This window comes from Enterobacter sp. T1-1 (assembly GCF_000710795.1).
GTDB classification, from domain to species: Bacteria; Pseudomonadota; Gammaproteobacteria; order Enterobacterales; family Enterobacteriaceae; genus Enterobacter; species Enterobacter cloacae.
This window is the reverse complement of the sequence record NZ_JALW01000013.1, coordinates 38,940-60,736: the sequence shown is the minus strand read 5'-3', so window position 1 is coordinate 60,736 and position 21,797 is coordinate 38,940. Positions and strand designations below refer to the sequence as shown.

Below are 21,797 nucleotides of genomic sequence, written 5' to 3'. Positions count from 1 at the left end.
AATACAGTGAGAGAACACCGTGGCAGACGATTTTTCCCCTGAAGGGAAGTTAGCACAGGCTATTCCCGGTTTTAAACCGCGTGAACCGCAGCGTCAGATGGCGCATGCCGTCGCTCGCGCCATCGATAAGGCACAGCCGCTGGTGGTCGAGGCCGGAACCGGCACGGGAAAAACCTACGCTTACCTTGCACCGGCGCTGCGCGCGAAAAAGAAGGTGATCATCTCTACCGGCTCGAAGGCGTTGCAGGATCAGCTCTACAGCCGTGATTTGCCGACGGTGGCAAAAGCGCTGAAATACAAAGGGCGGCTGGCATTGCTGAAAGGGCGCTCCAACTATCTCTGCCTGGAGCGTCTTGAACAGCAGGCGCTGGCGGGCGGCGACCTGCCGGTGCAGACCCTGAGTGATGTGATCATCCTTCGCGCCTGGGCTAACCAGACGGAAGAGGGGGATATCAGCACCTGCGCGAGCGTGGCGGAAGACTCTCCCGCCTGGCCGCTGGTGACCAGCACCAATGACAACTGCCTGGGCAGCGACTGCCCGCTGTATAAAGACTGTTTTGTGGTCAAAGCGCGTAAAACGGCGATGGATGCAGATGTGGTGGTGGTCAACCACCATCTGTTTCTCGCGGATATGGTGGTGAAAGACAGCGGTTTTGGCGAACTTATTCCTGAAGCGGAAGTGATGATCTTCGACGAAGCCCATCAGCTTCCGGATATCGCCAGCCAGTATTTCGGCCAGTCGCTCTCCAGCCGCCAGCTGCTGGATCTGGCGAAAGATTTCACCATTGCTTATCGCACTGAATTAAAAGATACCCAGCAGCTGCAAAAATGTGCCGATCGCCTCGCGCAAAGCGCGCAGGATTTTCGCCTGCAGCTTGGCGAGCCGGGCTACCGCGGCAATTTGCGCGAGCTGCTGGCGGACAATAATATCCAGCGCGCGCTACTGCTGCTGGATGACGCGCTGGAACTCTGTTACGACGTGGCGAAACTGTCGCTTGGCCGTTCTGCGCTGCTGGACGCCGCCTTCGAGCGCGCCACGCTCTATCGCGGGCGGCTGAAACGGCTGAAGGAGATCAACCAGCCGGGGTACAGCTACTGGTATGAATGCACCTCGCGTCATTTCACCCTGGCGCTTACGCCGCTGACGGTGGCAGACAAATTCAAAGAGGTGATGGCGCAAAAACCTGGGAGCTGGATATTTACCTCCGCGACCCTGTCGGTGAATGACGATCTGCACCACTTCACCGAGCGTCTCGGGATTGAACAGGCGGAGTCACTGCTGCTGCCGAGCCCGTTTGATTATGAAAGACAGGCGCTGCTCTGCGTGCCGCGTAATCTGCCGTTACCCAACCAGCCCGGTGCCGCACGCCTGCTGGCAGCCATGCTGAAGCCGATGATTGAGGCCAACAATGGCCGCTGCTTTATGCTCTGCACCTCTCACGCCATGATGCGCGACCTGGCAGAACAGTTCCGCGCCACCATGACCTTGCCGGTGCTGCTGCAGGGGGAAACCAGCAAAGGGCAACTGTTACAGCAGTTTGTCAGTGCCGGGAATGCGCTTCTGGTGGCAACCAGCAGCTTCTGGGAAGGTGTGGACGTGCGGGGCGATACCCTGTCGCTGGTGATTATCGATAAACTGCCTTTTACCTCGCCGGACGATCCGCTGCTCAAAGCGCGGATGGAAGACTGCCGTCTGCGCGGGGGCGATCCTTTCGACGAGGTACAGCTGCCGGACGCGGTGATCACCCTTAAGCAGGGGGTAGGACGCCTGATCCGCGACGTGGACGACCGCGGCGTGCTCGTAATCTGTGATAACCGGCTGGTGATGCGCCCCTACGGTGCGACCTTCCTCGCCAGCCTGCCGCCCGCGCCGCGTACGCGGGACATTAAACGCGCGGTTCGCTTCCTGGCCAACCCAACGGCGGAGTAATTTGCCCGGGAGTGTGCTAAGATGCGCGCCATTTTGTGACTGACCATTGCGAGAGCGCGACGACTGATGCGAATTCTGGCTATTGATACCGCTACAGAGGCGTGTTCCGTTGCTCTGTGGAACGACGGTGCTATTTCTGCTCATTTCGAAGAGTGCCCACGAGAACACACCCAACGTATTCTGCCCCTGGTGAAAGCGATTTTGACCCAGGGCAACACCACCTTAACCGACCTCGATGCGCTGGCCTTTGGCCGTGGCCCCGGCAGCTTTACGGGTGTACGCATTGGGATCGGTATTGCGCAGGGGCTGGCGCTGGGCGCTGACCTTCCGATGATCGGTGTTTCCACCCTGGCGACGATGGCGCAGGGCGCGTGGCGTATGACCGGTGCTACCCGTGTGCTGGCAGCGATTGATGCCCGCATGGGCGAAGTCTACTGGGCTGAATACACCCGCGACGAGCAGGGCGTGTGGCACGGCGAAGAGACGGAAGCGGTGCTCAAGCCGGAAGCGGTAACCGAACGGTTGCAGAACCTCTCCGGTGAATGGGCGACGGTAGGGACCGGTTGGGCGGCATGGCCTGACATGGCAAACGGTACCGGCGTAACGCTGGTGGACGGCAACATGCTTCTGCCTGCCGCAGAGGATATGCTTCCTCTGGCCTGCCAGCTGCTCGCAGCAGGAAAAACCGTGGCTGTTGAACATGCCGAGCCGGTTTATTTGCGAAACACCGTCGCGTGGAAGAAACTTCCAGGCCGCGAGTGAATCTCAGTAACAGGAACTGAGAAAAAGGAGTCGCATCATGGCGGTTCAGACTAAAGTAGTACGCCTAATTATGGCAGGCGCTGTGGCCATAGCACTGAGCGGATGCGTTTCCGTTCCTGATGCGATTAAGGGCAGTAGCCCTACGCCACAGCAGGATCTGGTTCGCGTGATGAATGCCCCTGAGCTTTACGTCGGTCAGGAAGCGCGCTTCGGCGGGAAGGTGATTGAGGTGCAAAACCAGCAGGGGAAAACCCGGCTGGAGATCGCCACCGTGCCACTGGATAGCGGCGCGCGGCCGATCCTCGGCGAAACCTCGCGCGGGCGCATTTTTGCCGATGTCAGCGGCTTCCTCGACCCGGTTGATTTCCGTGGACAGCTGGTGACCGTCGTCGGGCCGATTACCGGCACGACACAGGGCAAAATCGGCACAACGCCCTACAAATTTATGACCATGCAGGTTAACGGCTACAAACGCTGGCGGCTGACACAGCAGGTGATCATGCCGCCTCAGCCTGTTGATCCGTGGATGTGGGGCCCACACCCGTATCGTTACGGCTACCCCGGCTGGGGCTGGTATAACCCAGGCCCGGCGCAGGTACAGACGATCGTTACTGAGTAACTTACTGTTATTGTTAGAAAAGAGACAGCGGCTCAGCCGCTGTCTCTATTTTTTTACGGCTAAAACGAAAAAAAAGAGTGACGCGCTTCGCAACCTTAAATCTGGGCAATTAATAAACTGGTACGCTGAGTTAATATAATGTTAACAAGCTGTTTATTATCGGGGTTGTGATGACGACGAACACTCAATTCAGAGGTGATGCATTGAACAAGGTTTGGCTTAACCGTTATCCCGCAGATGTGCCTGCGGAGATCAATCCTGACCGTTATCAATCCCTGGTTGAATTATTTGAACACTCGGTAAGGCGTTACGCCGATCAGCCCGCGTTTATCAATATGGGTGAGGTGATGACGTTCCGTAAGCTTGAGGAGCGGAGTCGGGCGTTCGCGGCCTATTTGCAGGAAGGGCTGGGGCTGCAAAAAGGGGATCGCGTCGCGCTGATGATGCCGAACCTGCTGCAATACCCGGTCGCGTTATTTGGTATCCTGCGGGCCGGGATGATTGTCGTCAACGTCAACCCGCTCTACACCCCACGTGAGCTGGAGCATCAGCTGAACGACAGCGGCGCGACCGCAATTGTGATCGTCTCAAATTTTGCCCACACGCTGGAGAAAGTGGTCGACAGAACCCAGGTGAAACACGTCATCCTGACGCGCATGGGGGATCAGCTCTCCACCGCCAAGGGCACGCTGGTTAACTTTGTCGTCAAATACATTAAACGTCTGGTACCGAAATACCATCTGCCGGATGCCATCTCCTTCCGCCGCGCGTTGCATGCCGGTTATCGTATGCAATACGTCAAACCAGAAGTGGTGTCAGAGGATCTTGCGTTCCTGCAGTACACCGGTGGCACTACCGGCGTGGCCAAAGGCGCCATGCTGACTCACCGCAATATGCTGGCGAACCTTGAGCAGGTGAATGCGACCTACGGGCCGCTGCTGCATCCGGGCAAAGAGGTGGTCATCACCGCGCTTCCGCTTTATCACATTTTTGCGCTGACCATGAACTGCCTGCTGTTCATCGAGCTGGGCGGTCAGAACGTGCTGATCACCAACCCACGCGACATTCCGGGGCTGGTTAAAGAGCTGGCGAAATACCCGTTCACCGCCATGACCGGGGTCAATACCCTGTTTAACGCGCTGCTTAATAACAAAGAGTTCCAGCAGCTTGATTTCTCCACGCTGCACCTCTCTGCGGGCGGCGGAATGCCGGTTCAGCAGGCGGTGGCAGAGCGCTGGGTGAAACTCACCGGCCAGTATTTACTCGAAGGCTATGGCCTGACCGAATGCGCCCCGCTGGTCAGCGTCAATCCGCATGATATCGACTATCACAGCGGCAGTATCGGCCTGCCCGTACCGTCGACGGAAGCCAAACTGGTGGATGATGACGACAACGAAGTTGCACCGGGCGAGCCGGGTGAACTGTGCGTTAAAGGGCCACAGGTGATGCTGGGCTACTGGCAGCGTCCTGATGCCACCGACGAAATCATCAAAGACGGCTGGCTGCACACCGGTGATATCGCGGTGATGGACGAAGAGGGCTTCCTGCGCATTGTCGATCGTAAGAAAGACATGATCCTCGTCTCCGGATTTAACGTCTATCCGAATGAGATCGAAGATGTGGTGATGCAGCATAGCGGCGTGCTTGAAGTTGCCGCGGTTGGCGTACCTTCCGGCAGCAGCGGCGAGGCAGTGAAGATTTTTGTGGTGAAGAAAAACGCCTCTCTTACCGAGGAGGAGCTCATCACGTTCTGCCGCCGTCAGCTCACCGGCTATAAAGTGCCGAAGCTGGTGGAGTTCCGCGATGAGTTGCCGAAATCAAACGTCGGGAAGATATTACGACGAGAATTACGTGACGAAGCCCGTGCCAAAGTGGACAATAAGGCCTGAGCTTCATGCTAATCGCCCAGACGCCGGTTTAGCCGGCGTTTTTTATGGGCGCAAACAAAAGAGAAACCGTTTTGAATTACCAGATGATCACGACCAACGACGAGCTGGCTTCGCTGTGCGAAGTGACGCGCGACTTTCCTGCCATCGCCCTGGATACCGAGTTTGTTCGTACCCGGACGTATTATCCGCAGTTGGGTTTGATTCAGATGTACGACGGCAAACACGTGTCGCTGATTGACCCGCTCGGCATTACCGACTGGACGCCGATGCGTGACCTGCTGCTTGATACTGCGGTCACCAAATACCTGCACGCAGGCAGTGAAGATCTGGAAGTCTTTCTGAATACGTTTGGCATCATGCCGCAGCCGCTGATTGACACGCAGATCCTCGCCGCGTTCAGCAATCGTCCGCTTTCATGGGGCTTTGCCGCCATGGTTGAGGAGTACACCGGCCTGACCCTGGATAAAAGTGAATCCCGTACCGACTGGCTGGCGCGCCCGCTCACAGAGCGTCAGCTGGACTACGCTGCGGCAGATGTGTTTTACCTGCTGCCGATTGCCGGACAACTGATGAAAGAGGCAGAAGCCTCCGGCTGGCTGCCTGCTGCACTGGATGAGTGCCGCATGACGCAGCAGCGTCGCCAGGAAATTGCTGACCCGAAAGAGGCCTGGCGCGATATCAGCAATGCGTGGCAGCTGCGTACGCGTCAGTTGGCCTGTCTGCAATTATTAGCCGACTGGCGCCTGCGTAAAGCGCGCGAACGCGATTTGGCCGTAAACTTTGTGGTACGCGAAGAGCACCTGTGGGCGGTCGCACGCTATATGCCAGGCAGCATGGGTGAGCTGGACAGCATTGGGCTTTCAGGCAGCGAAATCCGCTTTCACGGAAAAACGCTGCTCGCGCTGGTGGCCAAAGCGCAGCAGATACCGGATGACGCACTGCCAGAGCCGCTGCTGAATCTGATGGATATGCCGGGCTACCGCAAAGCGTTTAAAGATATTAAAGCGCTGGTGCAGGCTGTGGCGGCAGAAAGCAAACTGAGTGCGGAATTGCTGGCATCACGTCGTCAGATAAACCAGCTTTTGAACTGGCACTGGAAGCTGAAACCGCAGAATGGCTTACCGGAAATGATGGCGGGCTGGCGCGGGGAATTGATGGCCGATCGCCTGAATACGTTGCTGGAAGGGTATCCACGATAATAAATATGCCGGGCGATATACCCGGCATATTCCCCCGGTGGCGCTGCGCTTACCGGGGCTACGAAATCAAAAACTACGGACGCGACTCTTCCGCTTCCGGGAGCGTGACGTTCAGCTCCAGAATCGAAATATCCCCGTCTTTTTGCTCCAGCTGCACGGTGACCATCTCCGGGTCAATCTGCACATATTTGCAGATCACTTCCAGGATGTCCTTGCGCAACTGCGGCAGGTAGTGAGGCTCGGCGTCGCTACGACGACGCTCCGCAACGATGATTTGCAGTCGTTCTTTTGCGATGTTGGCGGTGTTCTTTTTCCGCGAGAGAAAAAAGTCCAGTAATGCCATAACTTATCCTCCGAACAGGCGTTTGAGGAAACCTTTCTTCTCTTCTTCAATGAAGCGGAAAGGACGTTCTTCTCCCAGCAGACGGTCAACCGTATCCGCATACGCTTTACCGGCATCTGCTGTTGTATCAAGGATCACTGGCTCGCCCTGGTTAGAGGCGCGCAGCACGGACTGGTCTTCCGGGATGACGCCCACCAGTTTAATGCGCAGGATCTCCAGCACGTCTTCCATGCTCAGCATGTCACCTTTGTTTACGCGGCCCGGGTTATAGCGGGTCAGCAGCAGGTGCTCTTTAATCGGGTCTTCGCCATTTTCCGCACGGCGGGATTTGGATGCGAGGATCCCGAGAATGCGGTCAGAGTCACGGACGGATGACACTTCAGGGTTCGTGGTGATGATCGCTTCATCAGCGAAGTAGAGCGCCATCAGGGCACCGGTTTCGATACCGGCAGGGGAGTCACAGACAATGAAGTCGAACTCCATTTTTTTCAGCTCATCGAGCACCTTTTCAACGCCTTCGCGGGTCAGGGCGTCTTTGTCACGCGTCTGAGAGGCCGGGAGGATATAAAGGTTCTCGGTGCGCTTGTCTTTAATCAGCGCCTGGTTAAGGGTGGCATCGCCCTGAATCACGTTTACGAAGTCATACACGACGCGACGTTCACAACCCATAATCAGGTCGAGGTTACGCAGACCGATATCGAAATCGATAACGACGGTTTTCTTTCCCTTCTGGGCCAAACCAGTAGCGATGGCCGCGCTGGAGGTGGTCTTGCCAACGCCTCCTTTACCCGAAGTAACAACAATAATGCGTGCCATAGAAATTCCTTGTTAAAAAGGGATCAATTCAACGGTTGAACGGTCAACGCGTCGTCTGCCAGTCGCAGACGAGCCGCTTTGCCATAAAATTCGGCTGGGATCTTGTCGCTCAGCCAATATTCACCTGCGATGGACACCAGTTCCGCAGTCAGGTGAGTACAAAATATTTGTGCGTCCCGATCGCCACTCGCCCCGGCGAGTGCACGCCCACGCATCATACCGTAAACGTGAATATTGCCATCTGCAATCAGCTCAGCGCCAGCGCTGACGTGGCTTGTAACAATTAGATCACAGTTTGGTGCATAAATGCGCTGTCCGGAACGAACCGGCACATCAATCATTCGCGTTTTTGTGAGGGCGGTAACGTTTTGTACCGCAGGTGGGGGCGTTTCAACGGCAACGGGGGCCGCACGTGGGGCTTTTTCTTTGCCTTCGTTCAGAAGAGGCAGTCCCGCACGGTCGATTTCCGCTTTCAGCTCAGTATCTTTACAGCCGCTGATGCCCACAATGCGCAGACCGGTAGAGGAGACGGCCTGCTGGAGTTGTTTCCAGTTAACCGGGGATTCCAGACCGCTGACATTGATAACAACAGGGGCGTGTTTCAGAAAGGCGGGAGCCTGAGCGATTTTGTCTTCTAACGCCTGACGAATAACCTCGGGTTTTGCATCATGCAAATGTACCACTGATAAGGTGAAGCTACTGCCTTTAAGCTCGATGGGCGTGTTTGACATCCTGGCCTTACTCAATTTGCTATTAACCGCAACCACTCGCTGCGATATTCCGAAGAGTATCAGGCATGTTATAGTCAGGAGTATATTGAGGCAAGCAACCACCTATGAATTCAGAGTAAAAACATGTTTTGTGTGATCTACAGAAGTACAAGCCGCGACCAGACCTATCTTTATGTCGAAAAGAAAGACGATTTTTCCCGCGTGCCAGAAGAATTAATGAAGAGCTTTGGCCGACCTCAGCTGGCGATGCTGCTGCCGCTCGACGGTCGTAAGAAACTGGTTAACGCCGATCTGGAAAAAGTTAAAACGGCCTTAACGGAGCAAGGCTATTATTTACAGCTTCCGCCACCTCCCGAGAATTTATTAAAACAGCATCTTGAGGCGACCGGTAAAAAATAGCCTCACCTGTTTTCGGGCATAACACATCAACCGTTTAGGGGTCGACCATGTATCAACATCATAACTGGCAAGGTGCATTACTGGATTATCCCGTCAGCAAAGTGGTTTGCGTGGGCAGCAATTATGCCAAACACATTCAGGAGATGGGCAGCGCGACGCCAGAAGAGCCGGTGCTGTTCATTAAGCCGGAAACCGCGCTTTGCGATATCCGCCAGCCGCTGGCACTGCCGCAGGGACTGGGTTCAGTGCATCATGAAGTGGAGCTGGCGGTGCTGATTGGCGCGACGCTACGCCAGGCCTCCGAAGAGCATGTGCAAAAAGCTATCGCCGGTTACGGCGTGGCGCTGGATCTGACGCTGCGTGAGGTACAGGGCAAGCTGAAGAAAGCAGGGCAGCCGTGGGAAAAAGCCAAAGGCTTTGATAATGCCTGCCCGATCTCGGGTTTTGTTCCGGTCGGCGAATTTACCGGCGATCCACAGAACACGTCCCTCAGCCTGAAAGTGAACGGTGAGATCCGCCAGCAGGGCACCACGGCAGATATGATCCATAAGATCGTGCCGCTGATTGCCTATATGAGCCGCTTCTTTACCCTTAAGCCGGGTGATGTGATCCTGACCGGTACGCCAGAAGGTGTCGGCCCTCTTAACGGTGGAGACGAACTGGAAGTGAGCTTTAACGGCCTGTCACTGAAAACCCGCGTGCTGTAAACGCATTTTGCCGCCCCTCAGGGCGGCAAAACTTGCATCAACGTGCCAGACTCGTTATAAGGTGCGCTTTCTTTTGACGTGTGGACATCCTGATGAACGACATCCCTTTCTGGCAACGCAAAACTCTCGACGAAATGACAGACGTGGAATGGGAGTCGTTATGTGACGGCTGCGGGCAGTGCTGCCTGCATAAGCTCATGGATGAAGACACTGATGAAATCTATTTCACCAACGTTGCCTGTAAGCAGTTAAACATCAAAACCTGCCAGTGCCGCAACTACGAGCGCCGCTTCGAGTTCGAGCCGGACTGCATTAAGCTCACCCGTGAGAACCTGCCGACGTTTGAATGGCTGCCGCATACCTGCGCGTATCGCCTGCTGGCGGAAGGGAAGGATCTGCCGACATGGCACCCCTTGCTGACCGGGTCTAAAGCGGCCATGCACGGCGAGCGTATTTCGGTGCGCCACATCGCGGTGAAAGAGTCCGAGGTGCGGGACTGGGAAGACCACATTATGAATCACCCGACCCGGTGATAAATAAAAACCCGCCTCGGCGGGTTTTTATTGGGGTGCGGCCTGATGCCCTCACCCCAACCCTCTCCCATGGGAGAGGGCGCAAAAACTAAAAACGGCAACTATCGTTGCCGTTTTGCTTTTACCTTCCGAACAGATCGCGCTTCTTCGGCTTAAACGGCTGAGCAATTAGCACCAGCAGCGCGACCACGAAGTAGGCCACAAAAATGCCCACCAGCCACTGCGGCATCTCCAGCGACAGGAATTCCCACTGACGTACAGAGCAGTCACCGGAGGCGACAAACACCTGCGGCAGCCATTTATCCAGCGGCAACCAGCTCGGGAAGCGGGCTGCGAAATCACAGGTCATAAACGGCGACGGGTGCAGTTGCATCATGGTGTGCTGCCAGGAAAGCTCAATCCCTTTCCAGGCGCTGTATAGCCAGACCGCGATAGCGACGTAACGGAGCGGTGTTTTTGGTGCAATCGCACCCAACAGACCCGCGCCCATGACGCCAAACAGCGCGCAGCGCTCGTAGATACAGAGCACGCAGGGTTTGAGTCCCATCACATGCTGGAACCACAGCGCGACCATTTCCAGCGCAAAGGCGGTCAGGGCCATTAACAACCATGCTCCGCGACCGCGGGAGCACTGGTTTAAAAATCTCAACATAATCATTTCCCTGGAACATGCTTAGAAAGCGCAGTGTAAACGAATTTTAATGCGCCGCAAGTATACCCGCTTGCATCAGCCATTGCGTACAGGGAATGAGGGTAATTTTGACGCAAAGCAATCCCACAATGGTGAGCACCAGCGTATAGGGCAGCGCCATCCAGACCATCTTTCCATAAGAAAGACGTATGAGTGGCGCGAGGGCCGAGGTCAGCAGGAACAGGAACGCGGCCTGTCCGTTTGGCGTCGCCACCGACGGCAGGTTGGTGCCGGTATTAATGGCAACCGCCAGCAGCTCGAACTGCCCGGCGTTGATAACGCCTTCTTCCATCGCCGCTTTGGCTTCATTGATGTAGACCGTGCCGACAAAAACGTTATCGGAGATGGACGACAGCAGGCCATTGAATAGATAGAAGAGCGACAGCTGCGCGTCGGGCGCCGCCTGCAGTACAAAAGTAATAATCGGGGCGAACAGATGTTGGTCGATAATCACCGCCACCACCGCAAAGAAGACCGCCAGCAGCGCGGTAAATGGCAGGGCTTCGGTAAAGGCTTTACCGATAGCATGTTCATCCGTTACCCCGCTAAAGGTCGTCGCAAGAATAATAACCGAAAGACCAATCAGCCCGACTTCGGCAAGATGGAAAGCCAGCGCGACGATAAGCCAGATACCGATGATCCCCTGCGCAATCAGACGCAGCGTCTCCTGGCGCGTGCGCTGCGTACGGTTCTGCTCGTCAAATTTATGCAGCTCTTTGCGAACTGGCTCAGGCAACTGCGCACCGTAGCCGAAAACGTTGAATTTCTCGACCAGGATACAGGTCGCTAACCCGCAGACGAACACGGGCAGGCTGACCGGGGCCATGCGCAGGAAAAACTCGCCAAAATGCCACTCAGCCGCTTTGGCGATGATCAGGTTTTGCGGCTCACCTACCATGGTCATCACGCCACCTAATGCGGTACCGACGCCCGCGTGCATCATCAGGCTGCGCAGAAACGCGCGGAACTGTTCCAGCACCTCACGGTTATGCGCCTCGACGTGGCTGTCGTCCTGCAAATCCTCGCCCGGACGGGACGATGCCACGCGGTGATAAATGCCGTAAAACCCGACGGCAACGCTGATGACCACCGCCACGACGGTTAGCGCATCCAGGAAGGCCGAAAGGAATGCGGCAGCAAGGCAGAACGCCAGCGACAGCATCGTTTTAGACGGAATGCTGAGCAACAGGCGGGTGAAGATAAACAGCAGCAGCTGTTTCATAAAGTAGATACCGGCCACCATGAAGATCAGCAGCAGAAGCACTTCAAGGTTGGATGCCAGCTCGGCTTTGACATGTTCTGCGCTCGTCATGCCGATAACCACGGCTTCAAAAGCCAGCAAACCACCCGGCAGCAGGGGATAACATTTCAGCGCCATGGCCAGGGTGAAGATAAACTCCGCCACCAGCAGCCACCCGGCGACGAACGGAGCGATACTAAAAATAATGGGATTAACAACCAGGAAAACCAGAAGTATCAGTTTGTACCAGTCAGGAGACTGGCCTAAAAAATTGCGCCACAGCGCGCGCCCAAAAGAAATTTCCACAACAGACGTCCTTCCCCGTCAGGTAAAACAAAACATCAGTATACGCAAAAAACGCGGGGCAGAGGCGGATAAGCGTGTATTGTAAATTTCACGAAAATAAAACAGCGATCCCTCTTTTCTCTCTTTCACGCGCTACCTGCCACTGCATGCCTCTGGTATGATGAGTGCAATTTGCAAAAGCTGTGTAATGGAAATCTCACTATGGTCATTAAGGCGCAGAGCCCGGCGGGTTTCGCGGAAGAGTACATCATTGAAAGCATCTGGAATAATCGCTTCCCTGCGGGATCCATTCTTCCGGCTGAACGCGAACTCTCTGAACTGATTGGCGTCACTCGCACCACGCTGCGTGAAGTGCTCCAGCGACTGGCGCGCGATGGCTGGTTGACGATCCAGCACGGTAAGCCAACGAAAGTAAACAACTTCTGGGAAACTTCCGGGCTGAACATTCTTGAAACGCTGGCGCGCCTCGATCACGAAAGCGTGCCACAGCTGATCGATAATCTGCTCTCGGTGCGTACCAACATTGCGACAATCTTTATTCGTACCGCTTTTCGTCAGCATCCGGAAGACGCGCTGCAGGTGCTTGCCAGCGCGAACGAAGTGGAAGATCACGCGGATGCCTTTGCCACGCTCGATTACAACGTTTTCCGCGGACTGGCGTTTGCCTCCGGTAACCCGGTGTACGGTCTGATCCTGAACGGCATGAAAGGGCTGTATACCCGTATCGGTCGCCACTACTTTGCCAACCCTGAGGCGCGCAGCCTGGCGCTGGGCTTCTACCATAAGCTCAGCAAGCTCTGTACTGAAGGCCTGCACGATCAGGTGTATGAAACGGTGCGCCGCTACGGCCACGATTCCGGTGAAATCTGGCACCGTATGCAGAAAACACTGCCGGGTGATTTAGCCATTCAGGGCCGCTGAAATAAAAAACCTCTCAAGTGAGAGGTTTTTTTTCGCCCGGTGACGCTTCGCTTACCGGGCCTACAAAACCCGGCAAAAACCATTACAACGTATTCAACCGCGCCGGGCAACGTTCCAGCAGCTCCACGCTGCCATCTTCATTCTGCTGCTCCAGCAGCACATCAAAGCCCCACAGGCGATGCACATGCTTCAGCACCTCTTTGCGTCCTTTATCCAGCGGCGCCCGGTTGTGCGGAATATAGCGCAGCGTCAGGGAGCGATCGCCGCGTAAATCCACGTTCCATACCTGAATGTTGGGCTCAAGGTTGCTCAGGTTGTACTGGGAGGAGAGGCGAGAGCGGATCTCACGGTAGCCTTCCTCGTTATGGATCGCAGAAATCTCCAGGTAGTTATTGCGGTCGTCATCCAGCACGGTGAAGAAGCGGAAATCACGCATGATCTTCGGCGACATAAACTGGCTGATGAAGCTCTCATCCTTAAAGTCACGCATCGCGAAATGCAGCGTTTCCAGCCAGTCAGAGCCGGCGATATCCGGGAACCAGTATTTATCTTCTTCCGTTGGCGACTGGCAGATGCGTTTAATGTCCTGGAACATCGCAAAGCCGAGCGCGTACGGGTTAATGCCGCTATACCACGGGCTGTTGTAAGGCGGCTGGAACACCACGTTTGTATGGCTGTGCAGGAACTCCATCATGAACCGCTCGGTGACTTTCCCTTCGTCGTACAGATGGTTAAGGATGGTGTAATGCCAGAAGGTGGCCCAGCCTTCGTTCATCACCTGGGTCTGTTTCTGCGGATAGAAATACTGGCTGACCTTACGCACGATGCGCAGGATCTCACGCTGCCACGGCTCCAGCAGCGGCGCGTTTTTCTCCATAAAATAGAGCAGGTTTTCCTGCGGCTCAGACGGGTAGCGACGCGCTTCGGCAACCGCTTTCTCTTCTTCACGTTTCGGCAGGGTGCGCCACAGCATATTCACCTGGCTTTGCAGATACTCTTCGCGGCTTTTCTGCCGTGCTTTCTCCTCCTGGAGGGAGATTTTCTGTGGACGTTTGTAACGATCAACGCCGTAGTTCATCAGCGCGTGACAGGAGTCGAGCAGTTTCTCCACTTCGTCCACGCCGTAGCGCTCTTCGCAGTCGGTAATGTACTTACGCGCGAAGATCAGGTAATCGACAATCGAGCTGGCATCCGTCCAGCTGCGGAACAGGTAGTTATTCTTGAAGAACGAGTTATGTCCGTAGCAGGCATGCGCCATCACCAGCGCCTGCATGGTAATGGTGTTCTCTTCCATCAGGTAGGCGATACACGGATTGGAGTTGATCACGATCTCATACGCCAGCCCCTGCTGGCCGTGCTTATATAAGCGCTCCGTTTCAATGAATTTTTTACCAAACGACCAGTGCGGATAATTGATCGGCATCCCGACGCTGGAGTAGGCGTCCATCATCTGCTCGGACGTAATGACTTCAATCTGATGGGGATAAGTATCCAGACGATACAGTTTTGCCACCCGGTCGATTTCGGCGAGATAGACATCCAGCAACTCGAAGGTCCAGTCGGGTCCATCGCTCAGACGTGTGCTGTCCTTATTCAGGGAATCAATAGTAGCCATTAGCGCGCCCTCGTTGTGGGAGCTCTCTCTGTCTGGAGAGCCTCCTGATAAGCATAGATCACCGTGTTAAAAAGCGTGCTGGAGCAGAAATTTTTTCTTTGCGATTTCCCGTTTTTGATGCGGCAAAAAAAGCGGTCTTCACAGAATTTTATACTGGTTAAAAATAACGCGCAGCAGGAGATTCCAAATTCGCCTCATCCCCTGATGCTGGGGGATGTGTGAGGTAAGTCACCATAAAAAAGTCGTATGTTGAATAATATTTTCAACTAGGTTATCAATCTGTAATTAGAAGATTGTTCTTTTGCACATATGGAGTGGCTATGCGTGTTGTCATACTGGGAAGTGGTGTCGTTGGCGTAACCAGCGCCTGGTATTTAAGTCAGGCGGGACATGACGTGACCGTTATCGATCGTGAGTCAGGGCCTGCGCTGGAAACCAGTGCGGCGAACGCCGGACAGATCTCTCCGGGCTATGCCGCGCCGTGGGCGGCACCCGGCGTTCCGCTGAAGGCAATTAAGTGGATGTTCCAGCGCCATGCGCCCCTGGCCATCAGCCTCGACGGCACCCAGTTCCAGCTGAAGTGGATGTGGCAGATGCTGCGCAACTGCGACACCCGGCACTACATGGAAAACAAAGGTCGGATGGTGCGTCTGGCGGAATACAGCCGTGACTGCCTGAAGGCACTGCGCGCCTCCACCGGTATTGAGTACGAAGGTCGCCAGGGCGGCACGCTGCAGCTGTTCCGCACCGCGCAACAGTATGAAAACGCCACCCGTGATATTGCCGTGCTGGAAGATGCGGGCGTACCGTATCAACTGCTCGAAGCCAGCCAGCTTGGGCAGGTTGAACCGGCGCTGGCAGAAGTGTCGCACAAGCTGACGGGCGGCCTGCGTTTGCCGAATGATGAAACCGGCGACTGCCAGCTGTTTACGCAGCGTCTCGCGCAGATGTGCGAGCAGGCGGGGGTGAAATTCCGCTTTAATACCGCGGTCGACAAACTGCTGTCAGAAGGCGGCAGTATCTACGGCGTGAAGTGTGGCGATGAAGTCATTAAAGCGGATGCCTACGTCATGGCGTTTGGCTCCTATTCCACCGCGATGCTGAAGGGTATTCTCGACATTCCGGTTTACCCGCTGAAGGGCTACTCTCTGACCATTCCGGTAAAAGAGGACAGCGGGGCGCCAGTTTCCACCATTCTGGATGAAACCTACAAAATCGCCATTACCCGCTTTGATAACCGCATCCGCGTTGGCGGGATGGCGGAGATTGTCGGCTTTAACACCGAGCTGCTGAAGCCGCGCCGTGAAACGCTGGAGATGGTGGTGGGCGACCTGTTCCCGCGTGGCGGTTTTGTCGAGCAGGCAACCTTCTGGACCGGGCTGCGTCCAATGACGCCAGACGGCACGCCAATTGTTGGCCGTACGCCGTTCAAAAACCTGTGGACCAATACCGGCCACGGTACGCTTGGCTGGACAATGGCCTGCGGCTCAGGCCAGCTGCTTAGCGATTTGATATCCGGGCGCACGCCGGCAATTCCGTTTGACGATTTAAGTGCCGCACGCTATCAATCGGGGTTTACCCCTTCGCGTCCACAGCACCTGCACGGCGCGCATAACTAAGGAGTTGTCATGTCCCGTCCTGTTCTGGCTCAGCTCGATTTGCAGGCCCTGAAGGATAACCTGCAAATTGTTCGCCGGGCGGCGCCAGGTTCACGCGTCTGGTCGGTGGTGAAAGCCAATGCCTACGGCCACGGTATCGATCGTATCTGGAGTGCGCTCAGCGCCACCGATGGTTTTGCGTTACTGAATCTGGAAGAGGCCATTCTGCTGCGCGAGCGCGGCTGGAAAGGGCCCATTCTGTTGCTTGAGGGGTTCTTCCACGCCGACGATCTGCCGCTGCTGGATAAGTACCGGCTGACCACCAGCGTTCACAGCAACTGGCAAATTAAAGCGATTCAGGATGCAAAACTGCATGCGCCGCTGGATATTTATCTCAAGGTGAATAGCGGTATGAACCGCCTGGGCTTCCAGCCTGAGCGGGTCCATACGGTATGGCAACAGCTGCGCGCCCTGAAGAACGTGGGCGAAATGACGCTGATGGCGCATTTTGCCGATGCGGAAAAACCGGACGGTATTGCCGATGCGATGGTGCGCATTGAGCAGGCAGCAGAAGGGCTGGATTGCCCACGTTCGCTCTCCAACTCAGCGGCCACGCTGTGGCATCCTGAGGCGCATTATAACTGGGTGCGTCCGGGCATTGTCCTTTATGGCGCCTCTCCCTCAGGCCAGTGGCAGGATATCGCCAACAGCGGCCTTAAGCCGGTGATGACCCTGCGCAGCGAAATCATCGGTGTGCAGACGCTGAAGGCCGGCGACACGGTGGGCTATGGCAGCCGTTACCGGGCGACGGGCGAGCAACGGATTGGTATTGTGGCGGGCGGTTATGCTGACGGCTACCCGCGTATCGCGCCGAGCGGCACGCCAGTCTGGGTAGACGGGGTGCGTACGGGAACGGTGGGCACCGTCTCCATGGATATGCTGGCCGTTGATCTCACGCCATGTCCGCAGGCGGGCATTGGTTCCCCGGTCGAGCTGTGGGGTAACGAAGTCAAAATTGATGACGTGGCTGCCGCCGCGGGGACGGTAGGGTATGAACTGATGTGCGCGCTGGCACCGAGAGTGCCGGTTGTGACGGTGTAACGTGTCTGTGTGCCGGGTAAGCGTTAACGCCACCCGGCAAAAAACCACTACTCCACGTCCTCTTCCATCGGCCGCAAACCGACTTTCCGCACTGCGTTATCTTCTTTCTCTGCTACGGTCCAGATCATCCCGGCAAACTCCACCTGGTCACCCACAACCGGGGCCGCACCAAGGCGCTGCTGGATGATTTCGCCCAGCGTTTGCTGGTTATCGTCGCCTTCAGCCCCTTCACCCAGCCCATAAATCAGGGCCACATCCGCAAACCTGGCGCTGGCTTCCAGAATAAAATCGCCGAAGAAACGCTGATCCAGCGCCACCGGAGGCGACTGGCTGAACAGTTTACCCAGGGCGGGCAGGTCCCGCTCGCGGCCAATCACACACAGAATATCGCCTTCGCGTAGCCGGGTGCTGCCGGTTGGGTGCAGCAGGACATTATCGCGGAACAGGGCGGCAATTCGCGTTTCCGCAGGCATGTGCAAATCGCGCAGCGATGCCCCCACGCACCATTTATCGGCGCTGAGTTGGTAAACAAATTGTTCCCACGGGTTTTCCGGGTGAATATCCAGCCCCACGCGGGAAACCGGCCAGCCCACAGGAGGAACCACCACTTTGGCTTTTTTCGCCGCCCACCCGAGCGAGGTTCCCTGGAACAGCAGCGAGATCAGCACCACGAAGAAGGCGACGTTAAAGAACAGCCGCGCGTTGTCCAGACCGGCCATCATCGGGAAGACGGCCAGGATAATCGGCACCGCGCCGCGCAGCCCCACCCAGCTGATAAAGACGCGTTCGCGCAGGTTGAAGCCGCGAAACGGCAGCAGACCGGCAAACACCGACAGGGGACGGGCGAAGAAGATCATCCACGCCGATAAAATCAGCGCCGGAACGGCAATCGGCAACAGGTCTGACGGCGTCACCAGCAGGCCCAGCACGAGGAACATCCCGATTTGCGCCAGCCAGGCCAGCCCGTCGAAGTTCTGCAAAATGGCGTGACGGTTGCGAATAGGGCGATTGCCCAGCAGGAAGCCGCAAAGATAAACCGCGAGGATCCCGCTGCCGTTCAGCGCAGTGGTGACGGCAAAAATCAGAATGCCGCCGCTCAGGGCAAGCAGCGGGTAGAGCCCCGAAGGCAGCGATATCCGGTTGATCGTCTGCTGAAGCAGGTAACCCCCGGCCAGGCCGAGCGCAATCCCCAGGCCGAACTGCTGCAGGATATGCAGGACAAACATCCAGCTTAAGCCTGTTTCATGCTGCTGGATCATCTCTATCAGCGTGATGGTGAGAAATACCGCCATCGGATCGTTACTGCCGGATTCAATCTCAAGCGTGGAGCCGACGCGTTCGTTCAACCCTTTGCCCCCCAGCAGGGAAAACACCGCCGCCGCGTCGGTTGAGCCGACAATCGCGCCAATCAGTAAACCTTCCATCAGATCGAGATGGAACAGCCACGCCGCCATCATGCCGGTCAGACCGGAGGTAATTAACACCCCGACCGTCGCCAGCGACAGGGCAGGCCCCAGCGCCACGCGAAATGAGCTCGCCTGGGTGCGCATCCCGCCGTCGAGCAGGATCACCGCCAGCGCAAGGTTACTGATCATGTAAGCGAAAGGGTAGTTATCGAAAGGAATACCGCCGATACCATCGACACCCGCCAGCATGCCGATGGCAAGGAAAATAACAAGAATAGGTATGCCGAGACGCGATGAAAATGAACTTAATAAAATACTACAGGTTACGAGCACAGAACCCAGAATGAAAAGACTGATTATCGCTGTGGCATCCAATGTTGTCTTACTCCCACCTCAATGTTAATGCTGTTACTAAAACCCTAACATATTAACGACGGAAACAGCGGTTTATTGAGGGGGATTAACGGCTTTTTTATGCCTTTAAGACCGGATGACCCCCAATCGTTAACCGACTGCCCGTTTCATCATGCTTCAGGATGGCCTGCGCGCCTAACGCCAGGGTGACGGTTTGCTGCTCGTGGCCGAAGTCCAGCCCGGTAATAACAGGAATATCAAGGCGTGAGCGGATGAAATCGACCATTGTTTCCAGCGAGTATCCTGCGTCATAGTCATTCGGCGCGGCACCGGTAAAACTGCCAAGAATAACCGCGGATTGACGTTCCAGAATACCGGCGTAATACAGCTGCAATAACATGCGCTCGACGCGGAACGGATGTTCATTGATATCTTCCAGCACCAGAATGCCGCCGTCAATTTGCGGCAGCCATGGCGTCCCGATGAGCGACACCAGCATTGCCAGATTTCCGCCCCAGAGTTGTCCTTCACACGACCAGTGCGGCCCGTTGCCCTGCCACTCAACGCTGTAGGTCGGGTTTTTCAGGGCGCGCCAGAAGTGTTCCACCGTAAATGGATCAAGCTCGGGTGCCCCGAAATTACCGGCCAGCATCGGGCCGCTGAAGGTCACCACGTTATGCAGCGCGAGTAGCCCGAGCTGGATTACGGTAAAGTCGCTGTGGCCGCAGATAAGCAGCGGATCCTGCTGCTGACGCTTTGCCAGCCCTTGCCAGTCAATACTCTCCAGCAACCGGCTCGCACCATAGCCGCCGCGCACCGCCAGCACGATATTGTTCTCACCCTGCAGGTTCACCAGGCTGTTGATATCATTCAGCCTTTGCGCTTCCGTACCGGCAAAACGCTGCTGGCGGCGGGGGATAATTGTCTGATTTTCTACCGGGTAACCGAGTTCCAGTAAGCGCTCAACGCCCCGCTGTGCCGCCTCCTGGTTGATGCAGTACCCGGACGGCGCGATAAGATGAAACTGAGACATGGCAATTCCTTGCTGAATGAGAATCTAATTGTCTATATCATGCCGCTTATACGTTGCCTGCTTCAAGGGCGATGACCGGCTATAAGGATAGATGACGTGAAATTGAGATGGTTTGCTTTTTTGATTGTGTTGCTGGCTGGCTGTAGTTCAAAACATGACTATCAAAACCCGGCATGGAACCCGGAAGTGCCTGTAAAACGGGCCATGCAGTGGATGCCGATCAGTGAACAGGCAGGCAAGGCCTGGGGCGTCAGCCCGCGACTGATCACGGCGATCATTGCCGTGGAATCCGGCGGTAACCCAACGCTTGTCAGCAAATCTAACGCCGTGGGGCTGATGCAGCTTAAGGCCTCAACCGCAGGGAGAGAGGTCTACCGCTATATGGGCTGGCGTGGTCAGCCGTCAACCAGCGAGCTGAAAAACCCGGAACGCAACATCTCCATGGGCACGGCCTATTTGAGCATTCTGGAACACGGCGTGCTGAAGGGAATCGAGGATCCTGAAGTGATGCAGTATGCGTTGGTGGTCTCTTACGTGAACGGTGCGGGTGCGCTGCTCAGGACGTTCTCATCGGACCGTAAAGAGGCGATAGAAGAGATCAACGACATGGACAAAGACGAGTTCTTTGAACACGTGGTGAAAAATCATCCGGCACCACAGGCTCCGCGTTATATCTGGAAAGTTCAGAAAGCAATGGATGCCATGTAATGCCGTTGTCGGGCGGCCTGTGTGCTGCCCGGCTCCTGTCACAACACTTTATTCGCCCGCTCCCGCGCCTCTCGCTCCAGAGAATAGATAATCCGCTGCAGTTCACGCTCTGCGCCCGGCCCGACGTTCAGGAAGCGGAAGCTCAGACGCGGCGTGACGATCGTTTCATTTTTGCTGTCGACCACCTTACGCTCGCTGATGGCAATCAGCTGCGCATCAAAGTAAAAACGCCCCCAGCCTCCCATATCCAGTTCGATTTGGGTAAATCGCATGCCTTCTACCAGTCCGTCAGGCTTTGGCGTATCCATCAGCGCACCCATGCCGCCCAGGGAGAGGTCAAAAAGGCGAAAGCGGATCTCTTTTTTGTCCGGCATTTTGGCCTTACCAAAATAGGCAGGATGAAGCGGGGCACTGATACGAAAATATTCACGGCGCTGAACAAACCAGAGGTTGGCCGGCAGCGGGGTGACAAACGCCGGAAGACCACCGTATTCGCTCAACTCCAGGCGCGGCAGGACAAACTCCACTTTTGCGCCGTGCGTTTCTGCCATCACCGAGATTTTCTCCGCCCGCAGCGCGGCGCGGTTTTCATGCTCCTGGCTGCCCAGGTCAATGACCAGCCTCTCTGCAGAAGCATCCAGGATCTTGCTGATGAACTGATTGTTTGACCAGCTGATGCGCAGCGGCACCTCGCCTTTTTGCAGGTCGCGCAATACCCCTAATACAGCCAGCGGATTTTGCTTCAGGAACTGCTCACTGTAATTACTCACGCCGGATGGCTCCTTGATAAATGACAGACTGTCTCTGCGTTATCGGCAGCGTGAAACGAAACTTAATACAAACCGGTGAGTTTTTTTCGCAGTACAGAGAAGTTAAGTCGGTGAGATGAAATCGGT

Annotated in this window: 21 protein-coding genes; 12 read left to right on the top strand and 9 right to left on the bottom strand. The window is 55.9% G+C overall.

The window, feature by feature from the left end:
- Positions 1 to 19: 19 nt before the first annotated feature.
- The 5 genes from AK59_RS0106090 to rnd all read left to right on the top strand — a co-directional run bounded on the left by AK59_RS0106090 (position 20) and on the right by rnd (position 6,399).
- Positions 20 to 1,930 carry an ATP-dependent DNA helicase gene (locus AK59_RS0106090; protein ID WP_029882297.1) on the top strand — a complete coding sequence of 637 codons (1,911 nt, stop codon included), beginning with the start codon at positions 20 to 22 and terminating at the stop codon, positions 1,928 to 1,930.
- A 66-nt stretch (positions 1,931 to 1,996) separates the two neighbouring features.
- On the top strand, positions 1,997 to 2,692 hold the full coding sequence (gene tsaB, locus AK59_RS0106085) for a tRNA (adenosine(37)-N6)-threonylcarbamoyltransferase complex dimerization subunit type 1 TsaB (RefSeq protein ID WP_013096140.1): 696 nt from the start codon (positions 1,997 to 1,999) through the stop codon (positions 2,690 to 2,692).
- Between the two features lie 37 nt (positions 2,693 to 2,729).
- On the top strand, positions 2,730 to 3,311 hold the full coding sequence (locus AK59_RS0106080; RefSeq protein WP_013096141.1) for a Slp family lipoprotein: 582 nt from the start codon (positions 2,730 to 2,732) through the stop codon (positions 3,309 to 3,311).
- Between the two features lie 203 nt (positions 3,312 to 3,514).
- On the top strand, positions 3,515 to 5,200 hold the full coding sequence (fadD, locus tag AK59_RS0106075) for a long-chain-fatty-acid--CoA ligase FadD (protein WP_072193822.1): 1,686 nt from the start codon (positions 3,515 to 3,517) through the stop codon (positions 5,198 to 5,200).
- A gap of 71 nt (positions 5,201 to 5,271) precedes the next feature.
- Positions 5,272 to 6,399, top strand: coding sequence for a ribonuclease D (rnd, locus tag AK59_RS0106070; protein WP_029882295.1), 1,128 nt, complete (start codon positions 5,272 to 5,274; stop codon positions 6,397 to 6,399).
- 73 nt (positions 6,400 to 6,472) lie between these two features.
- On the opposite strand, the gene minE is transcribed toward rnd, so the two are convergent.
- Genes minE through minC form a run of 3 tightly spaced genes read right to left on the bottom strand, consistent with a single transcriptional unit; the run spans position 6,473 to position 8,289 of the window.
- A complete protein-coding gene (gene minE / locus AK59_RS0106065; protein WP_008500504.1) occupies positions 6,473 to 6,742 on the bottom strand; it encodes a cell division topological specificity factor MinE in 270 nt (89 codons plus the stop codon).
- A gap of 3 nt (positions 6,743 to 6,745) precedes the next feature.
- Positions 6,746 to 7,558, bottom strand: coding sequence for a septum site-determining protein MinD (gene minD / locus AK59_RS0106060; protein WP_013096144.1), 813 nt, complete (start codon positions 7,556 to 7,558; stop codon positions 6,746 to 6,748).
- 23 nt (positions 7,559 to 7,581) lie between these two features.
- Positions 7,582 to 8,289, bottom strand: a complete 708-nt coding sequence (minC, locus tag AK59_RS0106055) for a septum site-determining protein MinC (RefSeq protein WP_020690845.1) — start codon at positions 8,287 to 8,289, stop codon at positions 7,582 to 7,584.
- Between the two features lie 123 nt (positions 8,290 to 8,412).
- On the opposite strand from minC, the gene AK59_RS0106050 reads away from it, so the two are divergent.
- The 3 genes from AK59_RS0106050 to AK59_RS0106040 all read left to right on the top strand — a co-directional run bounded on the left by AK59_RS0106050 (position 8,413) and on the right by AK59_RS0106040 (position 9,928).
- Positions 8,413 to 8,688: a YcgL domain-containing protein gene (locus AK59_RS0106050; protein WP_013096146.1), complete on the top strand. Its 276-nt coding sequence runs from the start codon at positions 8,413 to 8,415 to the stop codon at positions 8,686 to 8,688.
- Positions 8,689 to 8,735: 47 nt separating this feature from the next.
- Positions 8,736 to 9,395, top strand: coding sequence for a fumarylacetoacetate hydrolase family protein (locus AK59_RS0106045; RefSeq protein WP_029882294.1), 660 nt, complete (start codon positions 8,736 to 8,738; stop codon positions 9,393 to 9,395).
- Between the two features lie 92 nt (positions 9,396 to 9,487).
- Positions 9,488 to 9,928 carry a YcgN family cysteine cluster protein gene (locus tag AK59_RS0106040; protein ID WP_014832353.1) on the top strand — a complete coding sequence of 147 codons (441 nt, stop codon included), beginning with the start codon at positions 9,488 to 9,490 and terminating at the stop codon, positions 9,926 to 9,928.
- Positions 9,929 to 10,049: 121 nt separating this feature from the next.
- On the opposite strand, the gene dsbB is transcribed toward AK59_RS0106040, so the two are convergent.
- Both dsbB and nhaB read right to left on the bottom strand, forming a co-directional pair.
- Complete coding sequence (dsbB, locus tag AK59_RS0106035) at positions 10,050 to 10,580, bottom strand: disulfide bond formation protein DsbB (protein WP_028028084.1); 531 nt, start codon at positions 10,578 to 10,580, stop codon at positions 10,050 to 10,052.
- 46 nt (positions 10,581 to 10,626) lie between these two features.
- Positions 10,627 to 12,165, bottom strand: a complete 1,539-nt coding sequence (nhaB, locus tag AK59_RS0106030; RefSeq protein ID WP_029882293.1) for a Na(+)/H(+) antiporter NhaB — start codon at positions 12,163 to 12,165, stop codon at positions 10,627 to 10,629.
- 201 nt (positions 12,166 to 12,366) lie between these two features.
- Between nhaB and fadR the strand changes: the two genes are divergently transcribed.
- On the top strand, positions 12,367 to 13,086 hold the full coding sequence (gene fadR / locus AK59_RS0106025; protein WP_013096152.1) for a fatty acid metabolism transcriptional regulator FadR: 720 nt from the start codon (positions 12,367 to 12,369) through the stop codon (positions 13,084 to 13,086).
- Between the two features lie 82 nt (positions 13,087 to 13,168).
- Here fadR and AK59_RS0106020 read toward each other — a convergent pair whose 3' ends face one another.
- Positions 13,169 to 14,701: a SpoVR family protein gene (locus AK59_RS0106020; protein WP_013096153.1), complete on the bottom strand. Its 1,533-nt coding sequence runs from the start codon at positions 14,699 to 14,701 to the stop codon at positions 13,169 to 13,171.
- 320 nt (positions 14,702 to 15,021) lie between these two features.
- Here AK59_RS0106020 and AK59_RS0106010 point away from each other — a divergent pair, with 320 nt between their 5' ends.
- Both AK59_RS0106010 and dadX read left to right on the top strand, forming a co-directional pair.
- Positions 15,022 to 16,320 (top strand): D-amino acid dehydrogenase, encoded by a 1,299-nt coding sequence (locus AK59_RS0106010; protein WP_014832348.1) that lies wholly within the window; start codon positions 15,022 to 15,024, stop codon positions 16,318 to 16,320.
- A gap of 9 nt (positions 16,321 to 16,329) precedes the next feature.
- Positions 16,330 to 17,400: a catabolic alanine racemase DadX gene (gene dadX / locus AK59_RS0106005; protein WP_013096156.1), complete on the top strand. Its 1,071-nt coding sequence runs from the start codon at positions 16,330 to 16,332 to the stop codon at positions 17,398 to 17,400.
- Positions 17,401 to 17,447: 47 nt separating this feature from the next.
- Here the strand turns inward: dadX and AK59_RS0106000 are convergent, their stop codons facing one another.
- Positions 17,448 to 19,181, bottom strand: coding sequence for a potassium/proton antiporter (locus AK59_RS0106000; protein WP_029882292.1), 1,734 nt, complete (start codon positions 19,179 to 19,181; stop codon positions 17,448 to 17,450).
- 97 nt (positions 19,182 to 19,278) lie between these two features.
- On the bottom strand, positions 19,279 to 20,193 hold the full coding sequence (gene ldcA, locus AK59_RS0105995) for a muramoyltetrapeptide carboxypeptidase (protein ID WP_013096158.1): 915 nt from the start codon (positions 20,191 to 20,193) through the stop codon (positions 19,279 to 19,281).
- Between the two features lie 96 nt (positions 20,194 to 20,289).
- On the opposite strand from ldcA, the gene emtA reads away from it, so the two are divergent.
- Complete coding sequence (gene emtA, locus AK59_RS0105990) at positions 20,290 to 20,901, top strand: membrane-bound lytic murein transglycosylase EmtA (protein ID WP_023621731.1); 612 nt, start codon at positions 20,290 to 20,292, stop codon at positions 20,899 to 20,901.
- Between the two features lie 38 nt (positions 20,902 to 20,939).
- Here the strand turns inward: emtA and ycgR are convergent, their stop codons facing one another.
- Entirely contained in the window at positions 20,940 to 21,671 is a 732-nt protein-coding gene (gene ycgR, locus AK59_RS0105985) for a flagellar brake protein YcgR (protein WP_023621730.1), read from the bottom strand.
- Positions 21,672 to 21,797 lie beyond the last annotated feature (126 nt).

Bases quoted from the DNA above. Each gene is read 5' to 3' on its own strand.
- fadR (WP_013096152.1), top strand. From the start codon at position 12,367: ATGGTCATTAAGGCGCAGAGCCCGGCGGGTTTCGCGGAAGAGTACATC.
- tsaB (WP_013096140.1), top strand. From the start codon at position 1,997: ATGCGAATTCTGGCTATTGATACCGCTACAGAGGCGTGTTCCGTTGCT.
- minC (WP_020690845.1), bottom strand. From the start codon at position 8,289: ATGTCAAACACGCCCATCGAGCTTAAAGGCAGTAGCTTCACCTTATCA.
- dsbB (WP_028028084.1), bottom strand. From the start codon at position 10,580: ATGTTGAGATTTTTAAACCAGTGCTCCCGCGGTCGCGGAGCATGGTTG.
- ldcA (WP_013096158.1), bottom strand. From the start codon at position 20,193: ATGTCTCAGTTTCATCTTATCGCGCCGTCCGGGTACTGCATCAACCAG.
- AK59_RS0106050 (WP_013096146.1), top strand. From the start codon at position 8,413: ATGTTTTGTGTGATCTACAGAAGTACAAGCCGCGACCAGACCTATCTT.
- AK59_RS0106080 (WP_013096141.1), top strand. From the start codon at position 2,730: ATGGCGGTTCAGACTAAAGTAGTACGCCTAATTATGGCAGGCGCTGTG.
- AK59_RS0106010 (WP_014832348.1), top strand. From the start codon at position 15,022: ATGCGTGTTGTCATACTGGGAAGTGGTGTCGTTGGCGTAACCAGCGCC.
- AK59_RS0106020 (WP_013096153.1), bottom strand. From the start codon at position 14,701: ATGGCTACTATTGATTCCCTGAATAAGGACAGCACACGTCTGAGCGAT.
- AK59_RS0106045 (WP_029882294.1), top strand. From the start codon at position 8,736: ATGTATCAACATCATAACTGGCAAGGTGCATTACTGGATTATCCCGTC.
- minE (WP_008500504.1), bottom strand. From the start codon at position 6,742: ATGGCATTACTGGACTTTTTTCTCTCGCGGAAAAAGAACACCGCCAAC.
- minD (WP_013096144.1), bottom strand. From the start codon at position 7,558: ATGGCACGCATTATTGTTGTTACTTCGGGTAAAGGAGGCGTTGGCAAG.
- dadX (WP_013096156.1), top strand. From the start codon at position 16,330: ATGTCCCGTCCTGTTCTGGCTCAGCTCGATTTGCAGGCCCTGAAGGAT.
- AK59_RS0106040 (WP_014832353.1), top strand. From the start codon at position 9,488: ATGAACGACATCCCTTTCTGGCAACGCAAAACTCTCGACGAAATGACA.